This window comes from Micromonospora sp. NPDC023633 (assembly GCF_040640035.1).
GTDB lineage: Bacteria > Actinomycetota > Actinomycetes > Mycobacteriales > Micromonosporaceae > Micromonospora.
This window is the reverse complement of sequence record NZ_JBFABB010000040.1, coordinates 1-19,915: the sequence shown is the minus strand read 5'-3', so window position 1 is coordinate 19,915 and position 19,915 is coordinate 1. Positions and strand designations below refer to the sequence as shown.

23 protein-coding genes, 1 pseudogene and 1 riboswitch are annotated in these 19,915 nt (G+C 72.8%); of the genes and pseudogenes, 19 read left to right on the top strand and 5 right to left on the bottom strand.

The features are described 5' to 3' along the window. The first annotated feature begins 42 nt into the window (after positions 1 to 42). A complete protein-coding gene (locus AB0G13_RS14870; RefSeq protein ID WP_121398373.1) occupies positions 43 to 246 on the top strand; it encodes a hypothetical protein in 204 nt (67 codons plus the stop codon). On the opposite strand, the gene AB0G13_RS14865 is transcribed toward AB0G13_RS14870, so the two are convergent. The 3 genes from AB0G13_RS14865 to AB0G13_RS14855 all read right to left on the bottom strand — a co-directional run bounded on the left by AB0G13_RS14865 (position 243) and on the right by AB0G13_RS14855 (position 1,894). Beyond that, a complete protein-coding gene (locus tag AB0G13_RS14865; protein ID WP_357873968.1) occupies positions 243 to 722 on the bottom strand; it encodes a hypothetical protein in 480 nt (159 codons plus the stop codon). The genes AB0G13_RS14870 and AB0G13_RS14865 overlap by 4 nt on opposite strands. After that, positions 719 to 931 carry a phosphatidylethanolamine-binding protein gene (locus tag AB0G13_RS14860; RefSeq protein WP_101409922.1) on the bottom strand — a complete coding sequence of 71 codons (213 nt, stop codon included), beginning with the start codon at positions 929 to 931 and terminating at the stop codon, positions 719 to 721. The genes AB0G13_RS14865 and AB0G13_RS14860 overlap by 4 nt, the downstream gene beginning before the upstream one ends. Before the next feature lie 81 nt (positions 932 to 1,012). Further along, on the bottom strand, positions 1,013 to 1,894 hold the full coding sequence (locus AB0G13_RS14855) for a universal stress protein (protein ID WP_357873965.1): 882 nt from the start codon (positions 1,892 to 1,894) through the stop codon (positions 1,013 to 1,015). 119 nt (positions 1,895 to 2,013) lie between these two features. Here AB0G13_RS14855 and AB0G13_RS14850 point away from each other — a divergent pair, with 119 nt between their 5' ends. The 15 genes from AB0G13_RS14850 to AB0G13_RS14780 all read left to right on the top strand — a co-directional run bounded on the left by AB0G13_RS14850 (position 2,014) and on the right by AB0G13_RS14780 (position 14,582). After that, a complete protein-coding gene (locus AB0G13_RS14850; RefSeq protein WP_357873962.1) occupies positions 2,014 to 2,760 on the top strand; it encodes an SAM-dependent methyltransferase in 747 nt (248 codons plus the stop codon). A 174-nt stretch (positions 2,761 to 2,934) separates the two neighbouring features. Then, positions 2,935 to 4,113: a PP2C family protein-serine/threonine phosphatase gene (locus tag AB0G13_RS14845; protein WP_357873959.1), complete on the top strand. Its 1,179-nt coding sequence runs from the start codon at positions 2,935 to 2,937 to the stop codon at positions 4,111 to 4,113. Positions 4,114 to 4,166: 53 nt separating this feature from the next. Then, positions 4,167 to 4,637, top strand: a complete 471-nt coding sequence (locus AB0G13_RS14840; protein ID WP_357873957.1) for a MarR family transcriptional regulator — start codon at positions 4,167 to 4,169, stop codon at positions 4,635 to 4,637. 383 nt (positions 4,638 to 5,020) lie between these two features. Next, positions 5,021 to 5,599: a CDP-alcohol phosphatidyltransferase family protein gene (locus tag AB0G13_RS14835; RefSeq protein WP_357874053.1), complete on the top strand. Its 579-nt coding sequence runs from the start codon at positions 5,021 to 5,023 to the stop codon at positions 5,597 to 5,599. Continuing rightward, the gene (locus AB0G13_RS14830; RefSeq protein ID WP_357873956.1) at positions 5,596 to 6,540 is read left to right on the top strand and encodes a DUF881 domain-containing protein; all 945 of its coding nucleotides are present in this window, start codon (positions 5,596 to 5,598) and stop codon (positions 6,538 to 6,540) included. The genes AB0G13_RS14835 and AB0G13_RS14830 overlap by 4 nt, the downstream gene beginning before the upstream one ends. Next, entirely contained in the window at positions 6,537 to 6,869 is a 333-nt protein-coding gene (locus tag AB0G13_RS14825) for a small basic family protein (protein WP_089000302.1), read from the top strand. The genes AB0G13_RS14830 and AB0G13_RS14825 overlap by 4 nt, the downstream gene beginning before the upstream one ends. Before the next feature lie 10 nt (positions 6,870 to 6,879). Continuing rightward, a complete protein-coding gene (locus AB0G13_RS14820; RefSeq protein ID WP_357873953.1) occupies positions 6,880 to 7,884 on the top strand; it encodes a DUF881 domain-containing protein in 1,005 nt (334 codons plus the stop codon). A gap of 54 nt (positions 7,885 to 7,938) precedes the next feature. Next, entirely contained in the window at positions 7,939 to 8,319 is a 381-nt protein-coding gene (gcvH, locus tag AB0G13_RS14815; protein ID WP_357873949.1) for a glycine cleavage system protein GcvH, read from the top strand. 213 nt (positions 8,320 to 8,532) lie between these two features. Next, positions 8,533 to 8,985: an FHA domain-containing protein gene (locus AB0G13_RS14810; RefSeq protein WP_089000305.1), complete on the top strand. Its 453-nt coding sequence runs from the start codon at positions 8,533 to 8,535 to the stop codon at positions 8,983 to 8,985. 50 nt (positions 8,986 to 9,035) lie between these two features. After that, positions 9,036 to 9,737, top strand: a complete 702-nt coding sequence (locus AB0G13_RS14805) for a MerR family transcriptional regulator (RefSeq protein WP_357874051.1) — start codon at positions 9,036 to 9,038, stop codon at positions 9,735 to 9,737. 176 nt (positions 9,738 to 9,913) lie between these two features. Further along, entirely contained in the window at positions 9,914 to 10,378 is a 465-nt protein-coding gene (locus AB0G13_RS14800; protein WP_101409915.1) for a bifunctional nuclease family protein, read from the top strand. A gap of 191 nt (positions 10,379 to 10,569) precedes the next feature. Next, positions 10,570 to 11,154: a MerR family transcriptional regulator gene (locus AB0G13_RS14795; RefSeq protein WP_357873946.1), complete on the top strand. Its 585-nt coding sequence runs from the start codon at positions 10,570 to 10,572 to the stop codon at positions 11,152 to 11,154. Between the two features lie 318 nt (positions 11,155 to 11,472). Beyond that, on the top strand, positions 11,473 to 12,687 hold the full coding sequence (locus tag AB0G13_RS14790) for a nitric oxide synthase oxygenase (RefSeq protein WP_357874048.1): 1,215 nt from the start codon (positions 11,473 to 11,475) through the stop codon (positions 12,685 to 12,687). Positions 12,688 to 12,690: 3 nt separating this feature from the next. Continuing rightward, complete coding sequence (locus AB0G13_RS14785; protein WP_357873943.1) at positions 12,691 to 13,962, top strand: globin domain-containing protein; 1,272 nt, start codon at positions 12,691 to 12,693, stop codon at positions 13,960 to 13,962. Continuing rightward, positions 13,959 to 14,582: a hypothetical protein gene (locus tag AB0G13_RS14780; RefSeq protein ID WP_357873940.1), complete on the top strand. Its 624-nt coding sequence runs from the start codon at positions 13,959 to 13,961 to the stop codon at positions 14,580 to 14,582. Before AB0G13_RS14785 ends, AB0G13_RS14780 begins: the two co-directional genes overlap by 4 nt. A gap of 10 nt (positions 14,583 to 14,592) precedes the next feature. On the opposite strand, the gene AB0G13_RS14775 is transcribed toward AB0G13_RS14780, so the two are convergent. Next, positions 14,593 to 15,252, bottom strand: a complete 660-nt coding sequence (locus AB0G13_RS14775; protein ID WP_357873937.1) for an NAD(P)H-binding protein — start codon at positions 15,250 to 15,252, stop codon at positions 14,593 to 14,595. Between the two features lie 103 nt (positions 15,253 to 15,355). Between AB0G13_RS14775 and AB0G13_RS14770 the strand changes: the two genes are divergently transcribed. Next, on the top strand, positions 15,356 to 16,231 hold the full coding sequence (locus AB0G13_RS14770; RefSeq protein WP_357873934.1) for an NAD-dependent protein deacetylase: 876 nt from the start codon (positions 15,356 to 15,358) through the stop codon (positions 16,229 to 16,231). A gap of 51 nt (positions 16,232 to 16,282) precedes the next feature. Continuing rightward, positions 16,283 to 16,381, top strand: a riboswitch (glycine riboswitch). Positions 16,382 to 16,455: 74 nt separating this feature from the next. After that, positions 16,456 to 19,302: an aminomethyl-transferring glycine dehydrogenase gene (gene gcvP / locus AB0G13_RS14765; RefSeq protein ID WP_357873931.1), complete on the top strand. Its 2,847-nt coding sequence runs from the start codon at positions 16,456 to 16,458 to the stop codon at positions 19,300 to 19,302. A gap of 125 nt (positions 19,303 to 19,427) precedes the next feature. Here gcvP and AB0G13_RS14760 read toward each other — a convergent pair whose 3' ends face one another. Beyond that, positions 19,428 to 19,628 carry a DUF5999 family protein gene (locus AB0G13_RS14760; RefSeq protein WP_089000314.1) on the bottom strand — a complete coding sequence of 67 codons (201 nt, stop codon included), beginning with the start codon at positions 19,626 to 19,628 and terminating at the stop codon, positions 19,428 to 19,430. A gap of 96 nt (positions 19,629 to 19,724) precedes the next feature. Here AB0G13_RS14760 and AB0G13_RS14755 point away from each other — a divergent pair. Beyond that, a pseudogene (locus AB0G13_RS14755) lies at positions 19,725 to 19,915 on the top strand (anthranilate synthase component I family protein); the annotation flags it as partial.

Below are 19,915 nucleotides of genomic sequence, written 5' to 3'. Positions count from 1 at the left end.
TAACCGTTGTCGGACACGGTCGGACCCCGGAAGGAGAGACCCGTGGTGAACCCGCAGCAGGAGGAGTTCCGCCGCAACAACAAGGGCGCCACCAGCCAGGACAGCAAGGGCCCGCGCCCGACCGGGCACCCGCTCAACCGCGGCTCGTCGCACGGCGACGAGGGGCGGCCGGTGCCGCGGGGGCAGGTGTCCCCGTACGGCCCGGCCACGGAGCCCGTCGCCGACGACGAGAGCGCCGGGGGCTAACAGCCCCGGCCCGAGGCGGGCGGTCGCAGCCGGTTCCAGGTGGCTGCGGCCGCCACGCCGTACGCGAGGTGCGGAACGATGTCGGCCAGCCAGTCCGACCGGCGCCAGGTGCGCGGATCGGTCACCCCGAGCAGGGTCATCGACCCGTCGGACATCGTCATCACGCCGCCGCCGAGCACCCCGACGGCCAGCGGCAGTGGCATCCGCCGGCCCCGGGCGAGCAGGGCGTACCCGACTCCCGCGGCGACGCCGATTCCGTAGCCGAGCAGCGGCCCGAGGCCCGAGCGGCGGTTCGCCGCCCGGTCCTCGGGCCCCAGACCCACGTGCGCCACCTCGGCCACCCGTCCCGCGCTCCGCTCCGGGGTGCTGCTCGCCGGCCGCGCGCGGACCACCATGTCGAGGTAGCTGACCACGTTCAGGGCGGTGCTGCCGACCGCGCCGGCGATCGCCCCGTCGGCCAGGCCCGTCGCCCTCACTTCGGGTCGCCCGGTTCGCGCTCGCCCTTGGGGCCGTAGACCCGCTCGCCGCGTACGACCCCCCGCTGCCCGCGGTCGGACTGCAGGATCCGGTTGGCCACGTCGTTGGCCTTGTCGTCCGGCACCCGCCGTCCCGAATCGTCGATCGCGTTCCGGATGCGCGCCCGCTGCTTGTCGTAGGCGTTGCTGCCCGGCCGTGGTCCTGGCATCACTGCCTCCTCCGGTCGTCGTCGCCGTTGGCGTACCGCGGTCGTCTACCCGCCTGCGCCGGGACCAACCCCGCGACCGGTTCAGCGCGGCGCGCGGATCACCGCGACCGGGCAGTCGGCGTGGTGCAGCAGCGACTGGCTCACCGAGCCCAGCAGCAGCCCGGTCAGCTCGCCGCGCCCCTGCCGGCCGACCACCAGCAGCTGGGCCCGCCGGGACGCCTCGGCGAGCACGGTGGTGGGGCGGCCCCGGGTGGTCTCCCGGCTGACCGGCACGTCCGGCCACCGCTTTGTCAGCCCGGCCAGCGACTCGGCGACCACCCGCTCCTCCTCGGAGCGCAGCTCGGTGTCGTCGTACACCAGTGGTCGCATGTCCCCGGGGCCGGTGGAGGTCGGATGCCGGTAGGCGTGCACCGCGACCAGCGGCGCGCCGCGCACCGACGCCTCCTCGATGGCGAACTCCGCGGCGAGCCGCGCCGTCTCGGAGCCGTCCACGCCGACGACCACGGGCCCGCCGGGATGGTCGGTGCCCCGGGCGACCAGCACCGGGCAGTCGGCGTACGCGGCGACCTGCACCGCGACGGACCCGACCACCAGGGCGGAGAAGCCGCCGAGCCCCCGGTCGCCGAGCACGATCATCGCGGCGGACGGCGACTCGCCGAGCAGCACCGCGGCGGCCTCGCCGTCGATGATCTCGCCGGAGATCCGCAGCCCGGGCACCGTCGCCTCGGCTTCGTCCGTCGCGGCGGCGACGACCTGCTCCGCCTGGTGCCGCAGGCCGGCGCCGGGTGGGCCGCCGGCGGGCGCGCTGACCGGCACGTGCAGCAGGGGCCAGATGAAGCCGTGCACGATCCGCAGCGGCCGGTGTCGGCGGGCCGCCTCGACGGCGGCGAGCCGCACGGCGCGCAGCGCCGATTCCGAGCCGTCCACGCCGACGACCACCGCCGCGCCGTTCGCCGAGTTCACCGCCCACCTCCTGCCGGTTCCCGGCCAGTATCGCGGCCGGCCGCCTGTCGGCGGGCCGATACCGCGCAGCCCGACCGGTGGGTACGCTGTCCACGCCCACCGGGGAGGGAGCGTCGTCGATGGTTGAGCCGGACCAGCCGAGCACCGCGCGAATGATCGATTTCTGGCTCGGCGGGGAGCACCACTTCCCGGTCGACGTCGCTGCCGCCCACGCCTTTGAGCAGGCGTACGGGCCGTGCGCGCCGGTCTTCCGCGAGCTGCGCGCCTTTCTCGGCCGGACGGTCCGGGCGATGGTCGCGCAAGGGGTGGACAGCTTCCTCGTCTTCGGCGCCGGGGTGCCCACCATGGGCAACGTGCACGAGGTCGCCCCGGAGGCCACGGTGCTCTACACCGACGTCGACCCGGTCGCCATCCGCCTCGGCCAGCGCCTGCTGGCCGGCAGCGACCGGGCCGGCTACGGCTACGGCGACGCCACCGACGTCGGCACGGTCGACCGCGCGCAGCTGCACCGGTTCGTGCCGGGGTGGGGCAGGAGACCGGTCGGCGTGGTCTTCCTCGGCCTGGCCGCGTTCCTGGACGACGAGACGTTGGCGCGCACCCTCGACGAGCTCTACGAGGCCACCGCGCCGGGCAGCCTGCTCGCCGTCGACTTCGACACCGAGGAACTGGCCGCTTTCCCGGAGGCCCTCGCGCTGATGGGGCCGGCGTTCCGGATGCGCCCGCCGGCCGCGTTCGCCCGGCTGCTGGGCCGCTGGACGCCCACCGGGGACGGCATCGTCCCGATCAACCGGTGGCGTCCGGACGGCCCGCCGGCGCAGGTGCCGGACGCCTTCCACGGCGGGCTCGCCGTCCGCTCGTCGGCCTGACCGACCGTCCACCGCAGCACCCCGGCCAGCGCCGGCGCCGCCCGAGGCGACGTCGGCGCCCCGCGCCGTGCGTACGCCCCGCCGCGACGGCGCTTCCTACGCCCGCCCGCCCGGAGGACGGGGGAGGGGCATCCGTATGATGCTTGCCCTACGGCAAGCTTCCGGAGGGTGATCATGTTGGAGGCACCGGGCCAGGTCTCGCGTGCGCTTCGTGCGGCTCCGCCCGACCGGGTGGTGGAGGCGGCGGACCGGGCCATCCGGTCCGCGCTCGGCGCCTGCCGGACGGACGTGTTCATCGCCGACTACCGGATCACCGGGCTCTGGCCGGTGCTGGACACCGATCTCGCCGACGGCGGCTTCCTCGCCTGCCACACCGTGGCGCAGCGCTGCTTCAGCAGCCAGCAGCCGGTGACCGACGCCGACGACGAGGGTCCGTGCCGGCTCTACCTGCCGCTGTCGGTGTGGGGGGAGCGGCTGGGCGTGCTCCTGGTCGAGCTGCCCGGCCCGGTCGGCCCGGACGTCGTCGAGCGGGCCGCGGACATCGCCGGTGAGTTGTCCGTCGTGCTGCGCGCGGCGGACCGGGAGACCGACCGGTACCGCCGGATCCGCCGGCGGGAGCGGCTCAGCATGGCCGCGGAGATGCAGTGGGAGCTGCTGCCGGGACGCGGCGTGAGCCACGCGGCGTTCGAGCTCGCCGGCCAGCTGGAGCCGGCGTACACGGTCGGCGGGGACCACTTCGACTGGTCCGTGGACGACGACCGGCTCACGGTGACGGTGCTCAACGGCACCGGCATCGGGCTGGCGGCGTCGCTGCTGACCGCCGTCACCGTGAACGCGCTGCGCAACGCCCGGCGTTCCGGGGGCGGCCTCGTCGAGCAGGCCGAGTTGGCCTCCGACACGGTCTTCTACCAGCACCGCGGCCGCCGCTACGTGGCCACGCTGCTGCTCGAACTGGACACCGTCACCGGCCGGGTGCGGGCGGTGGACGCCGGCTCCCCGCACCTGCTGCGGCTGCGCGGCGGCACGGTGACGCCCATCGACCTCGAGCAGCAGCTGCCGCTGGGCATGTTCGCCGAGGCCCGCTACGACGTCCAGGAGTTCGATCTGGAACCGGGGGACCGGCTGTTCGTGGTCAGCGACGGGGTGTGGGCCGCCGACCCCGGTGACCGCGGGGCGTACGGCGAGCGGGCGATGGCGCGGGCGATGCGGTCCACACGGCTGCAGCCGCCGGCGGAGTCAGTTGGTACGGTGATGCGCGAACTGCACGCCTGGCACGCGGATGCCGACCTGCGCGACGACGCGGTCGTCGTCTGCCTGGACTGGCGTGGCCCCGCCGGGCGGGGCGACGGGTGAGAGCCGTCGTCGCCACGGCAGGGCACGAGCGGGACGATCGCAGGGGACACCGGGTGGAGCGACCTCCGAATCTCGCCGCGGCGGTCGGCGCCGCCGCCGAGGCGCTCGTCGGTGTGCTCGACTCGGCGGTGTCCCGGCACCAGATGGCCGTCTCGCCGACCCAGCTGCGGGTGCTGTCGCTGATCAGCGGCCGGCCGGAGACCAACGTCAACGGGCTGGCCGAGTTGCTGGACGTCGTACCGTCCTCGGCGAGCCGGCTCTGTGACCGGTTGGAGGCCGTCGGGCTGCTGCGCCGGGTGCCTGACCCCCGCGACCGGCGGGAGGTGCGGCTGGTGCCGACCCCCGCCGCCGAGACGTTGCTGCGCGAGCTGCAGGAGCGCCGGCACCGTGCGGTGCAGGCCGTGCTGGACCGGATGCCCGGTCGGGCCCAGCACGAGCTGCTGCTGGCGCTGGTGGCCTTCGAGCGCGCGGCCGCCGCCGCGCCGGTCGAGTCGCCGGCCGACTCCTCGACCCGCACCGCCTGACGGGCGGGTTCCCCTTCATCCGCGCCATCCCGAAACCGTCCCACTAGTGTCCTAGGATGCCCTAGGCGTGGTGACGCGTCACGACACGACAGCCAACCGCTGACAGGCGAAGAAGCCTGAGCCCGGGGCGGGCAGCGGGAGCCCGATATAGTGGCAGCGCGATCAGCCGGCCCGTGATCGTCACGATCGGGGGCCGTGTCAGGCGAAGGTCCCGTACGGGGACCGCAGGGGACGCCGGCGTCAGCCGGCCCGACAGCGGCCACGTTCTCCGCGCCGCCCGTCCTCGGCCGGGCGGCGGAGCGTGTCGCGGAGGAGGTTCGGTGTCGCGTCCGCCGGCTCGGGAAGAGCACCCGGAGGTCACCGCCGGCACGAGCGGGTCGGCCGTGGGCGACCGGGTCGTCACGCTGCCGAACGTCATCAGCTTCGTCCGGTTGCTCGGCGTGCCGCTCTTCCTCTACCTGCTGCTCGTCGCGCACGCCGACGTGGCCGCGCTCGTGGTGCTGGCCGTCGGCGGCACCACGGACTGGGTGGACGGCTGGGTCGCACGCCGCATGCGCCAGGTCAGCCGGCTGGGGGAGCTGCTCGACCCGCTCGCGGACCGGCTCTACATCCTCGCCACCCTGCTCGCCTTCACCGCGCGGGACGTGGTGCCCTGGCAGTTCACCGCGGCGTTGCTGGCCCGGGAACTGCTCCTGCTCGGTTCGCTGGCGGTGCTGCGCCGGTACGGGTACGGCCCGCCGCCGGTGCACTACGTCGGCAAGACCGCGACCTTCCTGCTGCTGGCCGCCTTCCCGGTCCTGCTGCTCGCCGCGGCGGTGCCGGGCGCCGCGACCGTGGCGGGGGCGATCGGCTGGGGCCTGGCCTGGTGGGGCCTGGTGCTCTACTGGGTGGCCGGCGCGCTCTACGTCGTGCAGGCCAGCCGGCTGGTCAGGGCGGTACGGGCCGGGGGAGCGCCGGCATGACGGGTACGCCGGGCGACGGGCGGGGACGCGCCGACCGGGTGTACGCCCCGGACTTCCTCACCGAGCTGTTCCGCAACCCGCTGGATCCCGGGTACGCCGACGCGGCGGCCCGGCGTCGGGAGCGGCAGGCGCCGGCCCCGCGGTGGTGGCGCTGGTCGGCGCGCTCGGTCAGCCTCGTGGTGGTGCTGCTGCTGGGTTTCCTGTTCGCGGTGGCGTACCGGCAGACGCTGGAGGCCGAGCCGGGGCGCAGCCAGGCCCGCTCGGGCCTGGTCGAGCAGATCAAGCAGCGGGAGAGCGAGACCGACCGGTTGTCGGTGCGGGCCGACGAGCTGCGGGCGGAGGTGGCGCGGCAGCGGGCGGCGGCGCTGGGTGGCTCGGAGGCTGCGCGGCTGCACAACCTGGAGGCGGGCACCGGCCTGGGGCCGGTGCGCGGTGACGGCGTGGTGGTGCGCCTGGCGGACGCGCCGCAGAATCCGGACGCGGTGACCGGTGCGGACGTGGGTCCGCCCCGGGTGATCTACAGCGATCTGCAGGGTGTGGCCAACGACCTGTGGGCGGCGGGGGCGGAGGCGATCTCGATCAACGGTCAGCGGTTGACGGCGATGTCGACGATCCGCTCGGCGGGGCAGGCGATCCTGGTGGACTTCCGGCCGGTGACCGGGCCGTACGAGGTGTCGGCGATCGGGCCGGGGTCGATGCGGGACCGGTACGAGGACAGCCGCAGCGCGTTGACGATGCGGAAGGTGGCCGAGGGCACCGGGTTGTCGTTCGGGGTGCGCGAGGCCGAGGACCTCACCCTGCCGGCCGCTCCGGACCCGCGGCTACGCTACGCGAAGCCCTCGGTGAGCCCGACGCCGTCGCCGTCGGGGGCCGACGGTTCCGTCAGTCCTGGGCCGGCCGGTTCGAGGACGTCTCCCAGCCCCTCCGGAGGTGGTCGATGATCGCGGTGCTGGCGTTGCTCGCCGGTGTGGTCCTCGGGGTGTGGCTCGACCCCACGGTGCCCACGGCGTTGCAGCCGTACCTGCCGATCGCGGTGGTGGCCGCGCTGGACGCGGTGTTCGGCGGGGTGCGGGCGAAGCTCGACCGGATCTTCGATGACAAGCAGTTCGTGGTGTCGTTCATTTCGAACGTGCTGGTGGCGGGTCTGATCGTGTATCTGGGCGACCAGTTGGGGGTGGGCGGTCAGCTCTCCACCGGCGTGGTGGTCGTGCTCGGGGTGCGGATCTTCGGAAACGTGGCGGCGATCCGTCGGCACCTGTTCCGGGCGTAGGTTGGTGGCGATGAGCAGCGACGAGCACACGGAGACGGGCACGGGTTGGCCGCAGCCGGCGGGTCCGGGGCGGCCGGCGGGTCCGGCGGGGGAGCCCGATCCGCGGCCGGACGCGCCGGATCCGGACGAGTTGAGCCCGTTGGCGCCGGAGCGGTCCGCGCCGCCGGTGGAGCCACCGGCGCGGGAGCCTGCCGTGCGGGAGCCCGACGACGGCGAGACGGTGGATCTGAGCCGCGCCGCCGGTGCGGGTGGCGTTACGCCGGCGGTGTCCGGGGGTGCGGTCACGCGGCCGGTGTCCGGGGGCGGCGGGACGCCGCGGCGGCGGGTGAGCTCGGCCGGGGTGATGATCGCGGCGCTGCTGGCGTTGCTGGGGTTCACGCTGGTGGTGCAGCTCAAGACGACGTCGACGGATCCGACGGTGGCGGCGACGCGGCAGGAGGACCTGGTCCGGATCCTGTACGACCTGAACTCGCGGGAGGTCCGGCTGCGGCAGGACATTGCGACGCTGGAGGAGAGCCAGCGGCAGTTGCGTTCGGGTCAGCAGGGGCGGCAGGCGGCGTTGGAGGAGGCGACGCGGCGGGCCGACGAACTGGGCATCCTGGCGGGGACGTTGCCGGCGACGGGGCCGGGGCTGTCGGTGCGGTTCGAGGCGGGTGAGAAGCCGATCTCGGCGTCGCGGGTGCTGGACGCGGTGCAGGAGCTGCGGGGCGCGGGCGCGGAGGCGATGCAGATCTCCGGTGGTGACCGGGCGACGGTGCGGATCATCGCGTCGACGTTCTTCCTGGACGGGGAGGGCGGGTCGTTGGTGGTGGACGGGCGTCGGTTGACGGGTCCGTTCACGATCACGGTGATCGGTGATCCGGCGACGATGCGTACGGCCTTGAACATTCCTGGCGGGGTGGTGGCGTCGGTGACGGGTGACGGCGGTAAGTTGATCGTCGAGGATCGTGAGGCTGCCGAGGTTTCGGCGCTGCACGCGCCGATCAAGCTGGAACACGCCCGTCCGGTCTCCTGACCGGCGCGGCTCGCACCGGGTTTCCGGTGCGCCGATGGATGAAGGACGCGTCTGGTGATTCCTGAGGATCTGCGGTATACCGCCGAGCACGAGTGGGTGGCGGGTGACGGCGGCGGCACTGTCCGGGTCGGCATCACGCACTTCGCGCAGGACGCCCTGGGTGACATCGTGTACGTCCAGCTGCCCGAGGCGGGTGCGGTGGTGGCGGCCGGTGAGTCGCTGGGTGAGATCGAGTCGACCAAGAGTGTGTCGGAGATCTACGCGCCGCTCAGCGGTACGGTGGCGGCGCGCAACGAGGCGCTCGGCGACACCCCTGAGGTGATCAACACCGATCCGTACGGTGCGGGTTGGTTGCTGGAGATCACCCCGGACGATCCGGCGGCGGTCGACGGCCTGCTGTCCGCGGACGCGTATCGTGAGCTCACCGAGAGCTGAGTGCGTCCCCTCCGGGCGCGGCGGGTGTTCCGCGCGTCCGGTTGCCCTGCATTTCGGCGCTGGCTAGGCTCGCCCAGTCGACCGAGAACCAATAGTTCAGCGTTGCGGAATTGCCTTTCCGGGCACGGGGAGCCAGCCGCCGGGTGTTGGAGTGCCCGGCGGCCAGACCCGCCATTACCCGACGCCGACCGAACAGATCCGTGAGGTGGTCCCATGACGCGCCCAGACGACGAGTTCCCCCCACTCGACGTCACTTCGACGCTCAATCTCGGTTCGCTCGACGAAGTGCTGGAGGGGCCGGACACCGATGTGGTGCCGAGCCGGATGTCCGGTTCGTTGCCGCCGGGTATGGCGCTGCTGGTGGTTCGCCGGGGTCCGAACGCGGGTGCCCGGTTCCTGTTGGATCACGATGTGACGACGAGCGGTCGGCACCCGGACAGTGACATCTTCCTCGACGACGTGACGGTGTCGCGGCGGCACGCCGAGTTCCACCGTGACGGTGGGACGTTCACGGTGCGGGACGTGGGGAGCCTGAACGGCACGTACGTGAACCGGGAGCGGGTCGAGGCGGCCACGTTGAGCAATGGTGACGAGGTGCAGATCGGCAAGTTCCGGGTGGTGTTCATCGCCGGTCCGCGTCCCGAGGAGGGGGCCGGCCGGGGGTGAACGAGCCTGCGGCCTCCACGCCGCCCGAGGCGGCCCGCGCCCGACCGTTGATGAGCATCGGTGAGGTGCTGGGTCAGCTGCGGGTCGATTTCCCGGACGTGACCATTTCGAAGTTGCGGTTCCTCGAGGCCGAGGGTCTGGTGGAGCCGCAGCGGACGGCGGCGGGTTACCGGAAGTACAGCTGGGACGATGTGGCGCGGTTGCGGTTCGTGCTGACCGCGCAGCGGGACCAGTACCTGCCTTTGCGGGTGATCCGTGACCAGTTGGCGCAGTGGGACGCGTCCGGGGAGTCGCCGGGTCGGCAGCGGCCGACGTTGGTGGCGGTGGGTCCGGACGGTGAGGTTCCGGGGCGGGCGCCGGAGGAGCCGGCCGGGTCGCCGCAGGTGCGGCTCGGCCGGACGGATCTGGTGGCGCGCAGCGGGATCGACGAGTCGACGCTGGGCGAGTTGGAGCGGCTCGGTGTGGTGGTGTCGGATCCGCCGGGTTGGTACGACGGCGACGCGTTGATCATCGCGCGGGCGGTGGCGGGTCTGGCGGCGTACGGGTTGGAGCCGCGGCACCTGCGGGCCTTTCGGACGGCGGCGGATCGGGAGGTCGGTCTGTTCGCGCAGTTGGTGGCGCCGTTGGCGCGGCAGAGTGATCCTGCGGCGCGGGCGCGGGCGGCGGAGACGGCGCGGGAGTTGGTGGCGCTGTCGCAGCAGTTGCATGCGGCGTTGGTGCGGGTGGGGTTGCGGTCGACGTTGGGTCGGTGATCCGGCGGGGGCCGTGCGGAAAGATCTTCCCCGGGAAGCGTGTCGTAGGCTTGCCGGGGTAACCCCTTTCTGGCGCGGGCGTGTGCGGGTAGCGCATGGGACGGCCGTGTCGCGGTCCGTGTACCGTGCAGGGAAGGGCGCGGTGCGGCGTAGGTGACAACGACACGGAGGCGGCGGTGCGCGAGCTGAGCGTGGTCGGAGTTCGGGTGGAGCTGCCCAGCAACCAGCCGATCGTCCTGCTCAGGGAGGTCGAGGGGGACCGCTATCTGCCGATCTGGATCGGTGCGGTCGAGGCGACGGCGATCGCCTATGAGCAGCAGGGGGTCAAGCCGGCCCGGCCGCTGACCCATGATCTTCTGCGGGACGTGTTGGCGGCGTTGAAGGCGCCGTTGCGGGCGGTGGAGATCACCGAGTTGAAGGAGAACGTCTTCTACGCGGATCTGTTGCTGGGGGACGGGGTGCGGGTGTCGGCCCGGCCGAGTGATTCCATCGCGTTGGCGTTGCGGGTCGGTGCGCCGATTCGTTGTGCCGAGGAGGTCCTCAGCGAGGCGGGGATCGTGATCCCGGACGAGCAGGAGGACGAGGTGGAGAAGTTCCGCGAGTTCCTGGACCAGGTGCGTCCGGAGGACTTCGCCGGCTGATTCCGGTCTTCGCCCGGGGGTGTCACGTTCGGTGATGTTCCGGTGCTGTGGGTGATCTTCGTTTGTCGTGGCGCGGCGTGTCGCGACGGTTCCTGCGGGGCAATTCCTGAAGGCGGCTATAGGGTTGCCGTTGTCGAGGGGTGCACGTCCCGGAAACGACGTGTCACCGCACTGGCGGGGAGGTTGTCCGGATGCACGAGCCGCGAGATCCCGATCCGGGTACGGAGCTGGACGAGCCGGGTGTGGCGCCGCCGGGTTGGGCTACCGAGGGTGACGGTGCCGTGGGGTACCGGGGCGTGACGGCCTGCCACGCGGTGGGGATCAGCTACCGTCAGTTGGATTACTGGGCCCGTACCGGGTTGGTGGTGCCGAGTGTGCGCGACGCTTCGGGTTCGGGCACGCAGCGGTTGTATTCGTTCCGGGACCTGGTGGTCCTGAAGGTGGTGAAGCGGCTGCTGGACGCCGGGGTGTCGTTGCAGAACATCCGGAAGGCGATCGAGGCGCTGCGCTCGCGTGGGGTGGCGGACCTGGCGGGCATCACGTTGATCTCCGATGGCACGACCGTGTATGAGTGCCGGTCGCCGGAGGAGGTGGTCGACCTGTTGCAGGGTGGCCAGGGCGTGTTCGGCATCGCGATCGGTGGGGCGTTCAAGGAGATCCAGGGTTCTCTGTCGCACCTGCCGTCGGAGCCGGCGACGCCGGCGGAGCCGCCGGTGGCGGCGGATCCGGTGGGTGACGAGTTGGCGGCGCGTCGGGCGCGGCGCCGGGCCGGTTGATCTCCGGCGGCTGGCCGGGGGATCCAGGAGCCGCTGCGGCGATGTCCAGTGTGGCCTGCTCGGAGGCAAATGCCGACAGTGGACGCGTTGGGGACGAGTCGCCTTGTTGACAGTCATTGCGTCTGCGTGAATCCTGTGTGCGGCGTTCGCGATCTTCTGCGCGCATATCACCCTCGGTGATGTGCCGGGTTGTTTCGGCGAACCTGTACGGGACGACGCAGAAGGCGGCGGCGACGCCTGCCCGACGATCGGATTTAGACGAGAGTGCAGACTGACTATCACGTCGACCCAATGGTCTTGGGTGCCGGTGAGCGTGCCGTGGACGGCAACGCCTCGGGCTGTCCGGTGGCTCATGCCTCCCGGCCGCAGGAACCTCTGGTGGAGGACGTCGCGGCGGAGGCCGTCGAGTTCCTGCAGCTCTACCACGCGGAGCGGCGGCTGCCGGGCCTGATCGGGCGGATCGCGGAGGTCCGGCAGGAAATCGCGCTGACCGGCACGTACCGGCACACCACGGAGGAGTTGGCGTACGGGGCGAAGGTCGCCTGGCGGCAGTCGGTGCGTTGCGTGGGGCGGGTCCGGTGGGCAGGGTTGAAGGTCCGGGACCGGCGCGGGGTGACGACGGTGGCGGGCATCTCGCAGGAGTTGGCGCAGCACCTGGCGGTGGCGGACAACGGTGGGCGGATCCAGTCGGTGATGACGGTGTTCGCGCCCGACCGGCCGGGGGTGGGTCCGCGGGCGCGGATCTGGAACGACCAGTTGATCCGGTACTGCGGGCATCGACTGGACGACGGGTCGGTGTGGGGTGATCCGGCGCAGGTGGCGATGACCGAGGCGGCGCGGGGTCTGGGGTGGCGTCCGCCGGCGGTACCGGGCCGGTTCGACCTGTTGCCATGGGTGATCGAGACGGCGTACGAGGATCCGACGGTGGTGGAGGTGTCCCGGGACCTCGTTCGGGAGGTCGCCCTGGTGCATCCGGACTATCCGTGGTTCGAGGATCTGCGGCTGCGCTGGCATGCCCTGCCGGTGATCAGCAACATGCGCTTGCGGATCGGTGGGGTGGACTACAGCTGTGCTCCCTTCAACGGTCACTATCTGAGTGACGAGATCGGTACCCGCAACATGGGTGACCGGGGCCGCTACGACCAGTTGCTGCCGGTGGCCCGGGGGCTGGGGTTGGACACCTCCCGCGAGGACAATCTGTGGCGCGAGCACGCCGTGTTGGTGATCAATCAGGCGGTGTTGCACTCGTTCCGGCTGGCTGGTGTGCGGGTGTCGGATCCGCACACCGAATCGGAGCAGTTCATGAGGTTCTGTGAGTTCGAGGAGCGGGCGGGTCGGCCGGTGCATGGTGACTGGTCGTGGCTCAACGGCAGTGTGGGGTGGGCGGCGTTGCATGCCGTGCACCACCGCTACTACGACGAGGGGATCCCGAACCCGAACCTGTGGCAGGCGGACCGTGCGTACGGAACGTCGGGCGTGACGCAGCCGACCCTGCGGCAGCGTCATGACGTCGCTCGCTGGCAGGAGGGCTGAGGCATGGATGTCGCGGCGTTACGCCACAGTTGGGCTCAGTTCTGCGTGGCTGGTCCGGAGGCGGCGAAGCACTTCTACGCGACGTTGTTCGTGATCGCGCCCGAGGTCCGCACGATGTTCCCGACCAACATGGAGTATCAGCAGGACAAGCTGCTCGCGGCGTTGGGGCACGTGATCACTCACATCGACGACGAGCGGGTGGTGACGTCGTTTGCGCAGCGGTTGGGGGCTGACCACCGCCGGTTCCGGGGGGAGGACCGGCAGGGTCGGCCGGTGCCGATGGCGGAGTGGCACTACAGCCAGGTCGGGCAGGCGTTGCTGTTGACGTTGGAGCGGTTCCTCGGGCCACGGTGGACGCCGGCGTTGCGCGCGGAGTGGGCCGCGGCGTACGAGTTGGTGGCGCGGTTGATGCTGACCGGTGCGGCGGAGGCGGTGCGGACGTCGCCGCCGTACTGGGAGGCGGAGGTGCTCAGGGTGCAGCGGCGGCGGTCCGACGTGTGTGTGTTCACGGTCCGCCCGAACTACCTGTGCGAGTACCTGCCGGGGCAGTCGTTGCCGGTGCAGGTGCCGCAGCTGCGGACGTGGCGCTATCTGTCGCCGGCGAACGCGCCACGTCCGGACGGGACGATCGAGTTCCACGTGCGCGCCACGGGACGGTTCTCCACCCATCTGGTGCGCAGGGTGCGCGAGGGCGACCAGTTGCTGTTGGGTTTGCCGGTGGGTGAGGCGTTGGCGTCGTACGACCGGTCGCCGCATCTGCCGTTGCTGCTGGTGGCCGGGGGCACCGGGCTGGCGCCGTTGCGGGCGGTGGTGGAGGCGTTGCAGCAGGGGCCGGGGCGTCCGACGACTCTGGTGGTGGGCGGCAAGACGCCCGACGACCTGTATGACGACCGGGCGTTGCGGGAGTTGGCGGGGATGCCTCCGGCGGGTTCGTGGCGCTCCGGTGAGGTCGGTGGGTGGCTCCGGTACGTGCCGACGGTGGAGAGCGGCTGGCAGTGGCAGGGTGCGATCGGTACGGCCGGTCACACCGCGGCGCGGTTGGGTCCGTGGCGGGACACCGAGGTGCTCGTGTGTGGCAGCCCGGAGATGACCCGGGAGACGATCAGCGCCCTCGCCGCGTCGGGTGTGGCGCCGGAGCGGATCCTGACCGAAAGCTACGATCACTCCCTCTATCCGCCTCTGGCGAGCGCGGCTGCCGCCGCGCCGTCCGATTTGACTTGGACAGGTGCGGCTCCCGCCGCACCCCGTGACTTGAGTTGGACGGGTACGCGATGAGCATTGACCACGGCGACCGGGTGGTCGCCGACCCGCACGGTGAGCTCACCCGGGCTGTGGCCGCGTTGGAGGCGCGCCGGTTCCGGGGCAGCCGGTGGCTGTCGGCCGACCAGGTCGCCGGCCTGGTCCGCTCGGCGGACGAGCGGGTGGCGTTGCTGGGTGGTGAGGTGGACCGGCTGCGGCGGGAGAACGAGGCTCTGGCGCGGCAGGTGGAGATGTTGCGCCACGGCGCGTTGCCCAGCACGGCGCCGCAGGGCCCGGACCCGATGGTGATCGAGTTGGCGGTGCGGGCGCAGGACGAGGCGAACCGGACGATCAGTGAGGCCAGCGCGGAGGGCGCGGAGATCATCGCCGACGCGCGGCGGCAGGCCGAGGAGATCATCGCGGAGGCGCACGTGTTGGCCGGGGGTGTGGCCGGTTCGGCGGGGGGCGAGGAGTTGCCGCGGCAGGTGCGGGAGCTGGAGGGCCGGCAGGCGGCGTTGGTGGCGGCGGTGGCGACGGCGCAGCAGCACCTGAGCCGGTGGCAGGCGTACCTGTCGGAGCAGTCGGAGCAGTTGCGGGCCGACGCGGCGGCGGCCGGGGCGGTCAGCGCGCAGCTGCGGGCCGTCGTCGGCGAGTAGCGGCGTCGGGTCAGCGCCGGTCGACGGCGGCGACGGCGTCGGCGATGGGGGTGTCGCCGCCGACGACTTCCAGGATCGCGCCGGCGCTGTGCGGGTGGTAGAGCAGGGCGACCAGCACCCGGGCGACGTCGGTGCGGGTCACGGCGCCGGGGGGTGCGTGCCGGGCGAGGGTGATCCGCCCGGTGGGTGGGTCGTCGGTGAGCCGGCCGGGGCGCAGGATCGTCCAGTCGAGGTCGCGGCCGGTGAGGTCGTCCTCGGCGGCCTTCTTGGCCCGCAGGTACGCGGCGAACACCTCGTCGGTGCCGGCGGGTGGTTCGTCCTGCACGCCCACCGACGACAGCAGCAGGTAGCGGCGGACGTTGGCGCGTTGCGCGGCGTCGGCGAGCAGGACGGCGGCGGCCCGGTCGACGGTGTCCTTGCGGGCGGCGCCGCTGCCGGGGCCGGCGCCGGCGGCGAAGAGGACGGCGTCGGCGTCGTGGAGGTGCGCGGCGAGTTCGTCGACGCCGACGTGTTCGAGGTCGGCCACGACGGGGTGGGCGCCGGCGGCGCGCAGCGCGGCGGCGTGGTCGGGGTTGCGGATCAGGCCGACGGCGGTGTCGCCGCGTCCGGCGAGTTCGCGGTGGGTCAGCTGGGCGATCTTGCCGTGTCCTCCGGCGATGACGACGCGCATACCGTCAACCTAGCCGTCGTCGCGGTGCGGCGCGGCCGGTCGGCGGGGGCCGTGGGTGCCCGGGTGTTCGCTGCGGGGCGGCTGCCTGAGGCAGCATGGACGGGTGACGGAGACGGTCGACGCGCTGGCTGGCCTGGTGGCCGGCGGGGGTGTCGTGGTGTTGAGCGGGGCGGGCCTGTCCACCGAGTCGGGCATCCCGGACTACCGGGGGCCCAGTGGCGCGGCGCGGCGGCACACCCCGATGACGTACCAGGTGTTCACGCGCGACGCGCAGGCGCGGCGCCGCTACTGGGCGCGTAGTCACCTGGGGTGGCGGGTGATCGCGCGGGCGGCCCCGAACGAGGGGCACCGGGCGGTGGCGCGGCTGCAACGCGGTGGGCTGGTCGACGGGATCATCACGCAGAACGTGGACGGGCTGCACACGGCCGCGGGCAGCGCGGGGGTGGTGGAGCTGCACGGCCGCCTCGACGAGGTGGTGTGCCTGGACTGCGGCAACCAGACGTCCCGGGAGGAGTTGGACCGGCGGCTGCGGGAGGCGAATCCGGGGTTCGACGCGCGGGTCGCTGCGGTCAACCCGGATGGTGACGTGGATCTCGCCGACGACGAGGTGGCGGCGTTCCGTACGGTCGACTGCACGTTCTGCCGCGGCGGCATGCTGAAGCCGGACGTGGTGTTCTTCGGTGAGACGGTGCCGGCGCCCCGGGTGGCGCGCTGTTTCGACCTGGTGGGCCGGGCGCGGCTGCTGCTGGTGCTGGGGTCGTCGTTGACGGTGATGTCGGGTCGCCGGTTCGTGCTGCGCGCGGCGAAGCTGGGCGTCCCGGTGGTGATCGTCAACCAGGGGCCGACCCGGGGCGACGGGTACGCGGCGTTGACCGTCGACGCGCCGCTGGGCCGGCTGCTGCCGGCGCTGGCCGACCGGGCGGGCGGTGGTGCCGACCCGGGTGCGGTGGCGGCGGGGTTGACGGGCGTGGGCCGGTAGCGGCCGACCTCCGGTGGGCGGGGCGGCGCTGGTAGCGTTGACCATGCCGGCAGCACCCACGTGGGAGAGACCGCCCAGCAGCATCCAGGGCGGCGCCGAAGGGGCAAATCCTCCCCGGAACCTCTCAGGCAAAAGGACCTCGTGGGCAGGCACTGTGGAGCGCCTCGCGGGCGCGACAGAGGGGGAGGCCGACCTGTCGACCTCGCCCCCCGGGAGCGCCGCCCATGACCGCAGAGCAGTTCGCCGCCCGCCACATCGGCCCGGATCCGGACGACGAGCGCCGGATGCTGGAGGCCGTCGGCTACGGCTCGATCGAGGAGCTGATGGACGCGGCGATCCCCGAGGTGATCCGCTGGCACGGCACCCTGGACCTGCCGGAGCCGGCCAGCGAGCACGACGCCCTCGCCGAGCTGCGGGCCCTGGCGGCCCGTAACACCGTCGTGGTGTCGATGATCGGTCTGGGCTACCACGGCACGCACACCCCGGCGGTGATCCGCCGCAACGTGCTGGAGGACCCGGCCTGGTACACGGCGTACACGCCGTACCAGCCGGAGATCAGCCAGGGGCGGCTGGAGGCGCTGCTGAACTTCCAGACCATGGTCACCGACCTGACCGGTTTGGCCACCGCGAACGCGTCGATGCTCGACGAGGGCACCGCCGCGGCCGAGGCGATGACCCTCGCCCGCCGCGCGTCGAAGAGCAGGAGCCCGGTGTACGTGGTCGACGCCGACACCCTGCCGCAGACCATCGCGGTGATCACCAGCCGGGCCGAGCCGCTCGGCATCGACGTGCGGATCGTCGACACCGGGCGCGACGAGCTGCCGGCGGAGTTCTTCGGTCTGCACCTGCAGTACCCGGGGGCGTCCGGGGCGGTGCGCGACCAGGCGGGTCTGGTCGAGGCGGCGCACGCCGTCGGGGCGTTGGTCACCGTGGCGGCGGACCTGCTGGCCCTGACGCTGCTGCGGGCGCCGGGGGAGATCGGCGCCGACATCGCCGCCGGCACCACCCAGCGCTTCGGCGTGCCGATGGGCTTCGGGGGTCCGCACGCCGGCTACCTGGCGGTACGGGCGGGGCTGGAGCGGATGCTTCCCGGCCGGCTGGTCGGGGTGTCGCGTGACGCGGACGGCAACCCGGCGTACCGGCTGGCGTTGCAGACGCGTGAGCAGCACATCCGGCGGGAGAAGGCGACCAGCAACATCTGCACCGCGCAGGTGCTGCTGGCCGTGATGGCCGGCATGTACGCCGTCTACCACGGTCCGGAGGGGCTGCGCGGCATCGCCCGCCGTACCCACGACATGGCGGCCCGGCTGGCGGCGGCGCTGGGGGGTGTGGACGGCGTCGAGGTGGTGCACGAGGCGTTCTTCGACACCGTCCTGGTGCGGGTTCCCGGTGGCGCCGAGGCGGTCGTCGCCGACGCCGCCGCCCGGGGCGTGAACCTGCGGCTGGTCGACGCCGACCACGTGGGGGTGTCCTGCGACGAGACGACGACCGTGTCGCACCTGCGGAAGGTGTGCGACGCGTTCGGGGCCACCGTGGGCGGGCGGCCGGTGGCCGTGACGGACGCGCCGGTCGAGGGCGCGTTGCCGGCGGCGTTGGCCCGCACGTCGGACTTCCTCACCCACGCGGTGTTCCGCAGTCACCACTCGGAGACGGCGATGCTGCGCTACCTGCGGCGGCTGTCGGACTTCGACTACGCCCTGGACCGGGGGATGATCCCGCTCGGGTCGTGCACGATGAAGCTCAACGCCACCACCGAGATGGAGCCGGTGAGCTGGCCGGAGTTCGCCCACGTGCACCCGTTGGCGCCGGACGCGCAGACCTCCGGCTACCGGGAGATGATCTCGCAGCTGGAGGGGTGGCTGGCGGAGGTGACCGGCTACGACGCGGTCAGCGTGCAGCCCAACGCCGGTTCGCAGGGTGAGCTGGCGGGTCTGCTGGCGATCCGGGCCTACCACCGCGACCGGGGCGAGGGGCACCGGGACGTGTGCCTGATCCCGTCGTCGGCGCACGGCACCAACGCGGCCAGCGCGGTGATGGCCGGCATGCGGGTCGTCGTGGTGGGCTGCGACGACGGGGGCAACATCGACCTGGTGGACCTCGACGCGAAGATCGACAAGCACCGGGACGCCCTCGCGTCGATCATGGTGACGTATCCGTCGACGCACGGGGTGTACGAGACGGGCATCGCGTCGCTGTGCGCGAAGGTCCACGATGCCGGCGGTCAGGTGTACGTCGACGGGGCGAACCTCAACGCGCTGGTCGGGTTCGCCAAGCCGGGGAAGTTCGGGGCGGACGTGTCGCACCTGAACCTGCACAAGACGTTCTGCATCCCGCACGGTGGCGGCGGTCCGGGGGTGGGTCCGGTGGCGGTGCGGGCGCACCTGGCGCCGTTCCTGCCGGGCGACCCGCTGGGCGCGCACGTCGACGGCCGGCCGGCGATCTCGGCGGCCCGCTACGGGTCGGCGGGGATCCTGCCGATCCCGTGGGCGTACCTGCGGATGATGGGCGCGGCGGGGCTGGTCCGGGCGACCGGGGTGGCGGTGCTGGCGGCGAACTACGTGGCGGCGCGGCTTCGTGGGCACTTCCCGGTGCTGTACGCGGGCAACAAGGGCCTGGTGGCGCACGAGTGCATCCTGGACCTGCGGCCGCTGACGAAGGCGACCGGGGTGAGCGTGGACGACGTGGCGAAGCGGCTGATCGACTACGGGTTCCACGCGCCGACGATGTCGTTCCCGGTGGCGGGGACGCTGATGGTGGAGCCCACCGAGAGCGAGGACCTGGCCGAGCTGGACCGGTTCTGCGACGCGATGATTGCCATCCGGGCGGAGATCGACAGGGTGGGGTCGGGGGAGTGGCCGGCCGGCGACAACCCGCTCGCCAACGCCCCGCACACGGCGGCGATGGTGTCCGCGGACGAGTGGCCGCACCCGTACCCGCGGTCGGTGGGCGCGTACCCGGGCGGGGTGGACCGGGCCGGCAAGTACTGGCCGCCGGTGCGGCGCATCGACGGCGCGTACGGCGACCGGAACCTGGTGTGTTCCTGCCCGGCGCCGGAGGCGTTCGAGAGCTGACGTCGCGTGACGCCGGGGCGGTCGTGGTGCCGCCCCGGCGGTGCGCCGACCTGGGCGGGGGGGTGTCCCGACCGGGGGACTAGCCTGGATCGACGCGTCTGACGTGTGTGACGGAGCGTGACAGGTCAGGCGACGAGGGCGTGTCGGGCGGGGCCGCGGTGCGGGGCGATGCTGCTGCCGTCGGGGAGCAGTTCGCCGGTGTCCTCGAAGACGATGACACCGTTGCAGAGCAGGCTCCAGCCCTGCTCAGGGAAGCAGGCGAGGACCCGGGCGGCTTCCCGGTCGGTCGCTTCGGCGGAGGGGCAGGTGGGTTGGTGCTGGCACATCGGGATCTCCGGACTGTGGGGGCACTGTGTCATGGTTCACATGACCAGTGACGCACAGTACCAAGCGAAAGCGGCCGGCATCGAGCAGGTACGCGCATGGTTTTTCCGAAATCCACTGAACGGATGAGGGGCGATGGGCCGGACGGCGTGGAAACGCTTCCAGGGCTAGGGGTCCGGGTGCCGGCGGCGCCGCCCGGCTGCCGCCGCACGCTCGTCGAGCGGGCCCGCTGGCAGTGGCGCCCCGCCGACGGTGGGGACCCGGCCGCGCGGGCCGAGGAGTTCCTCGC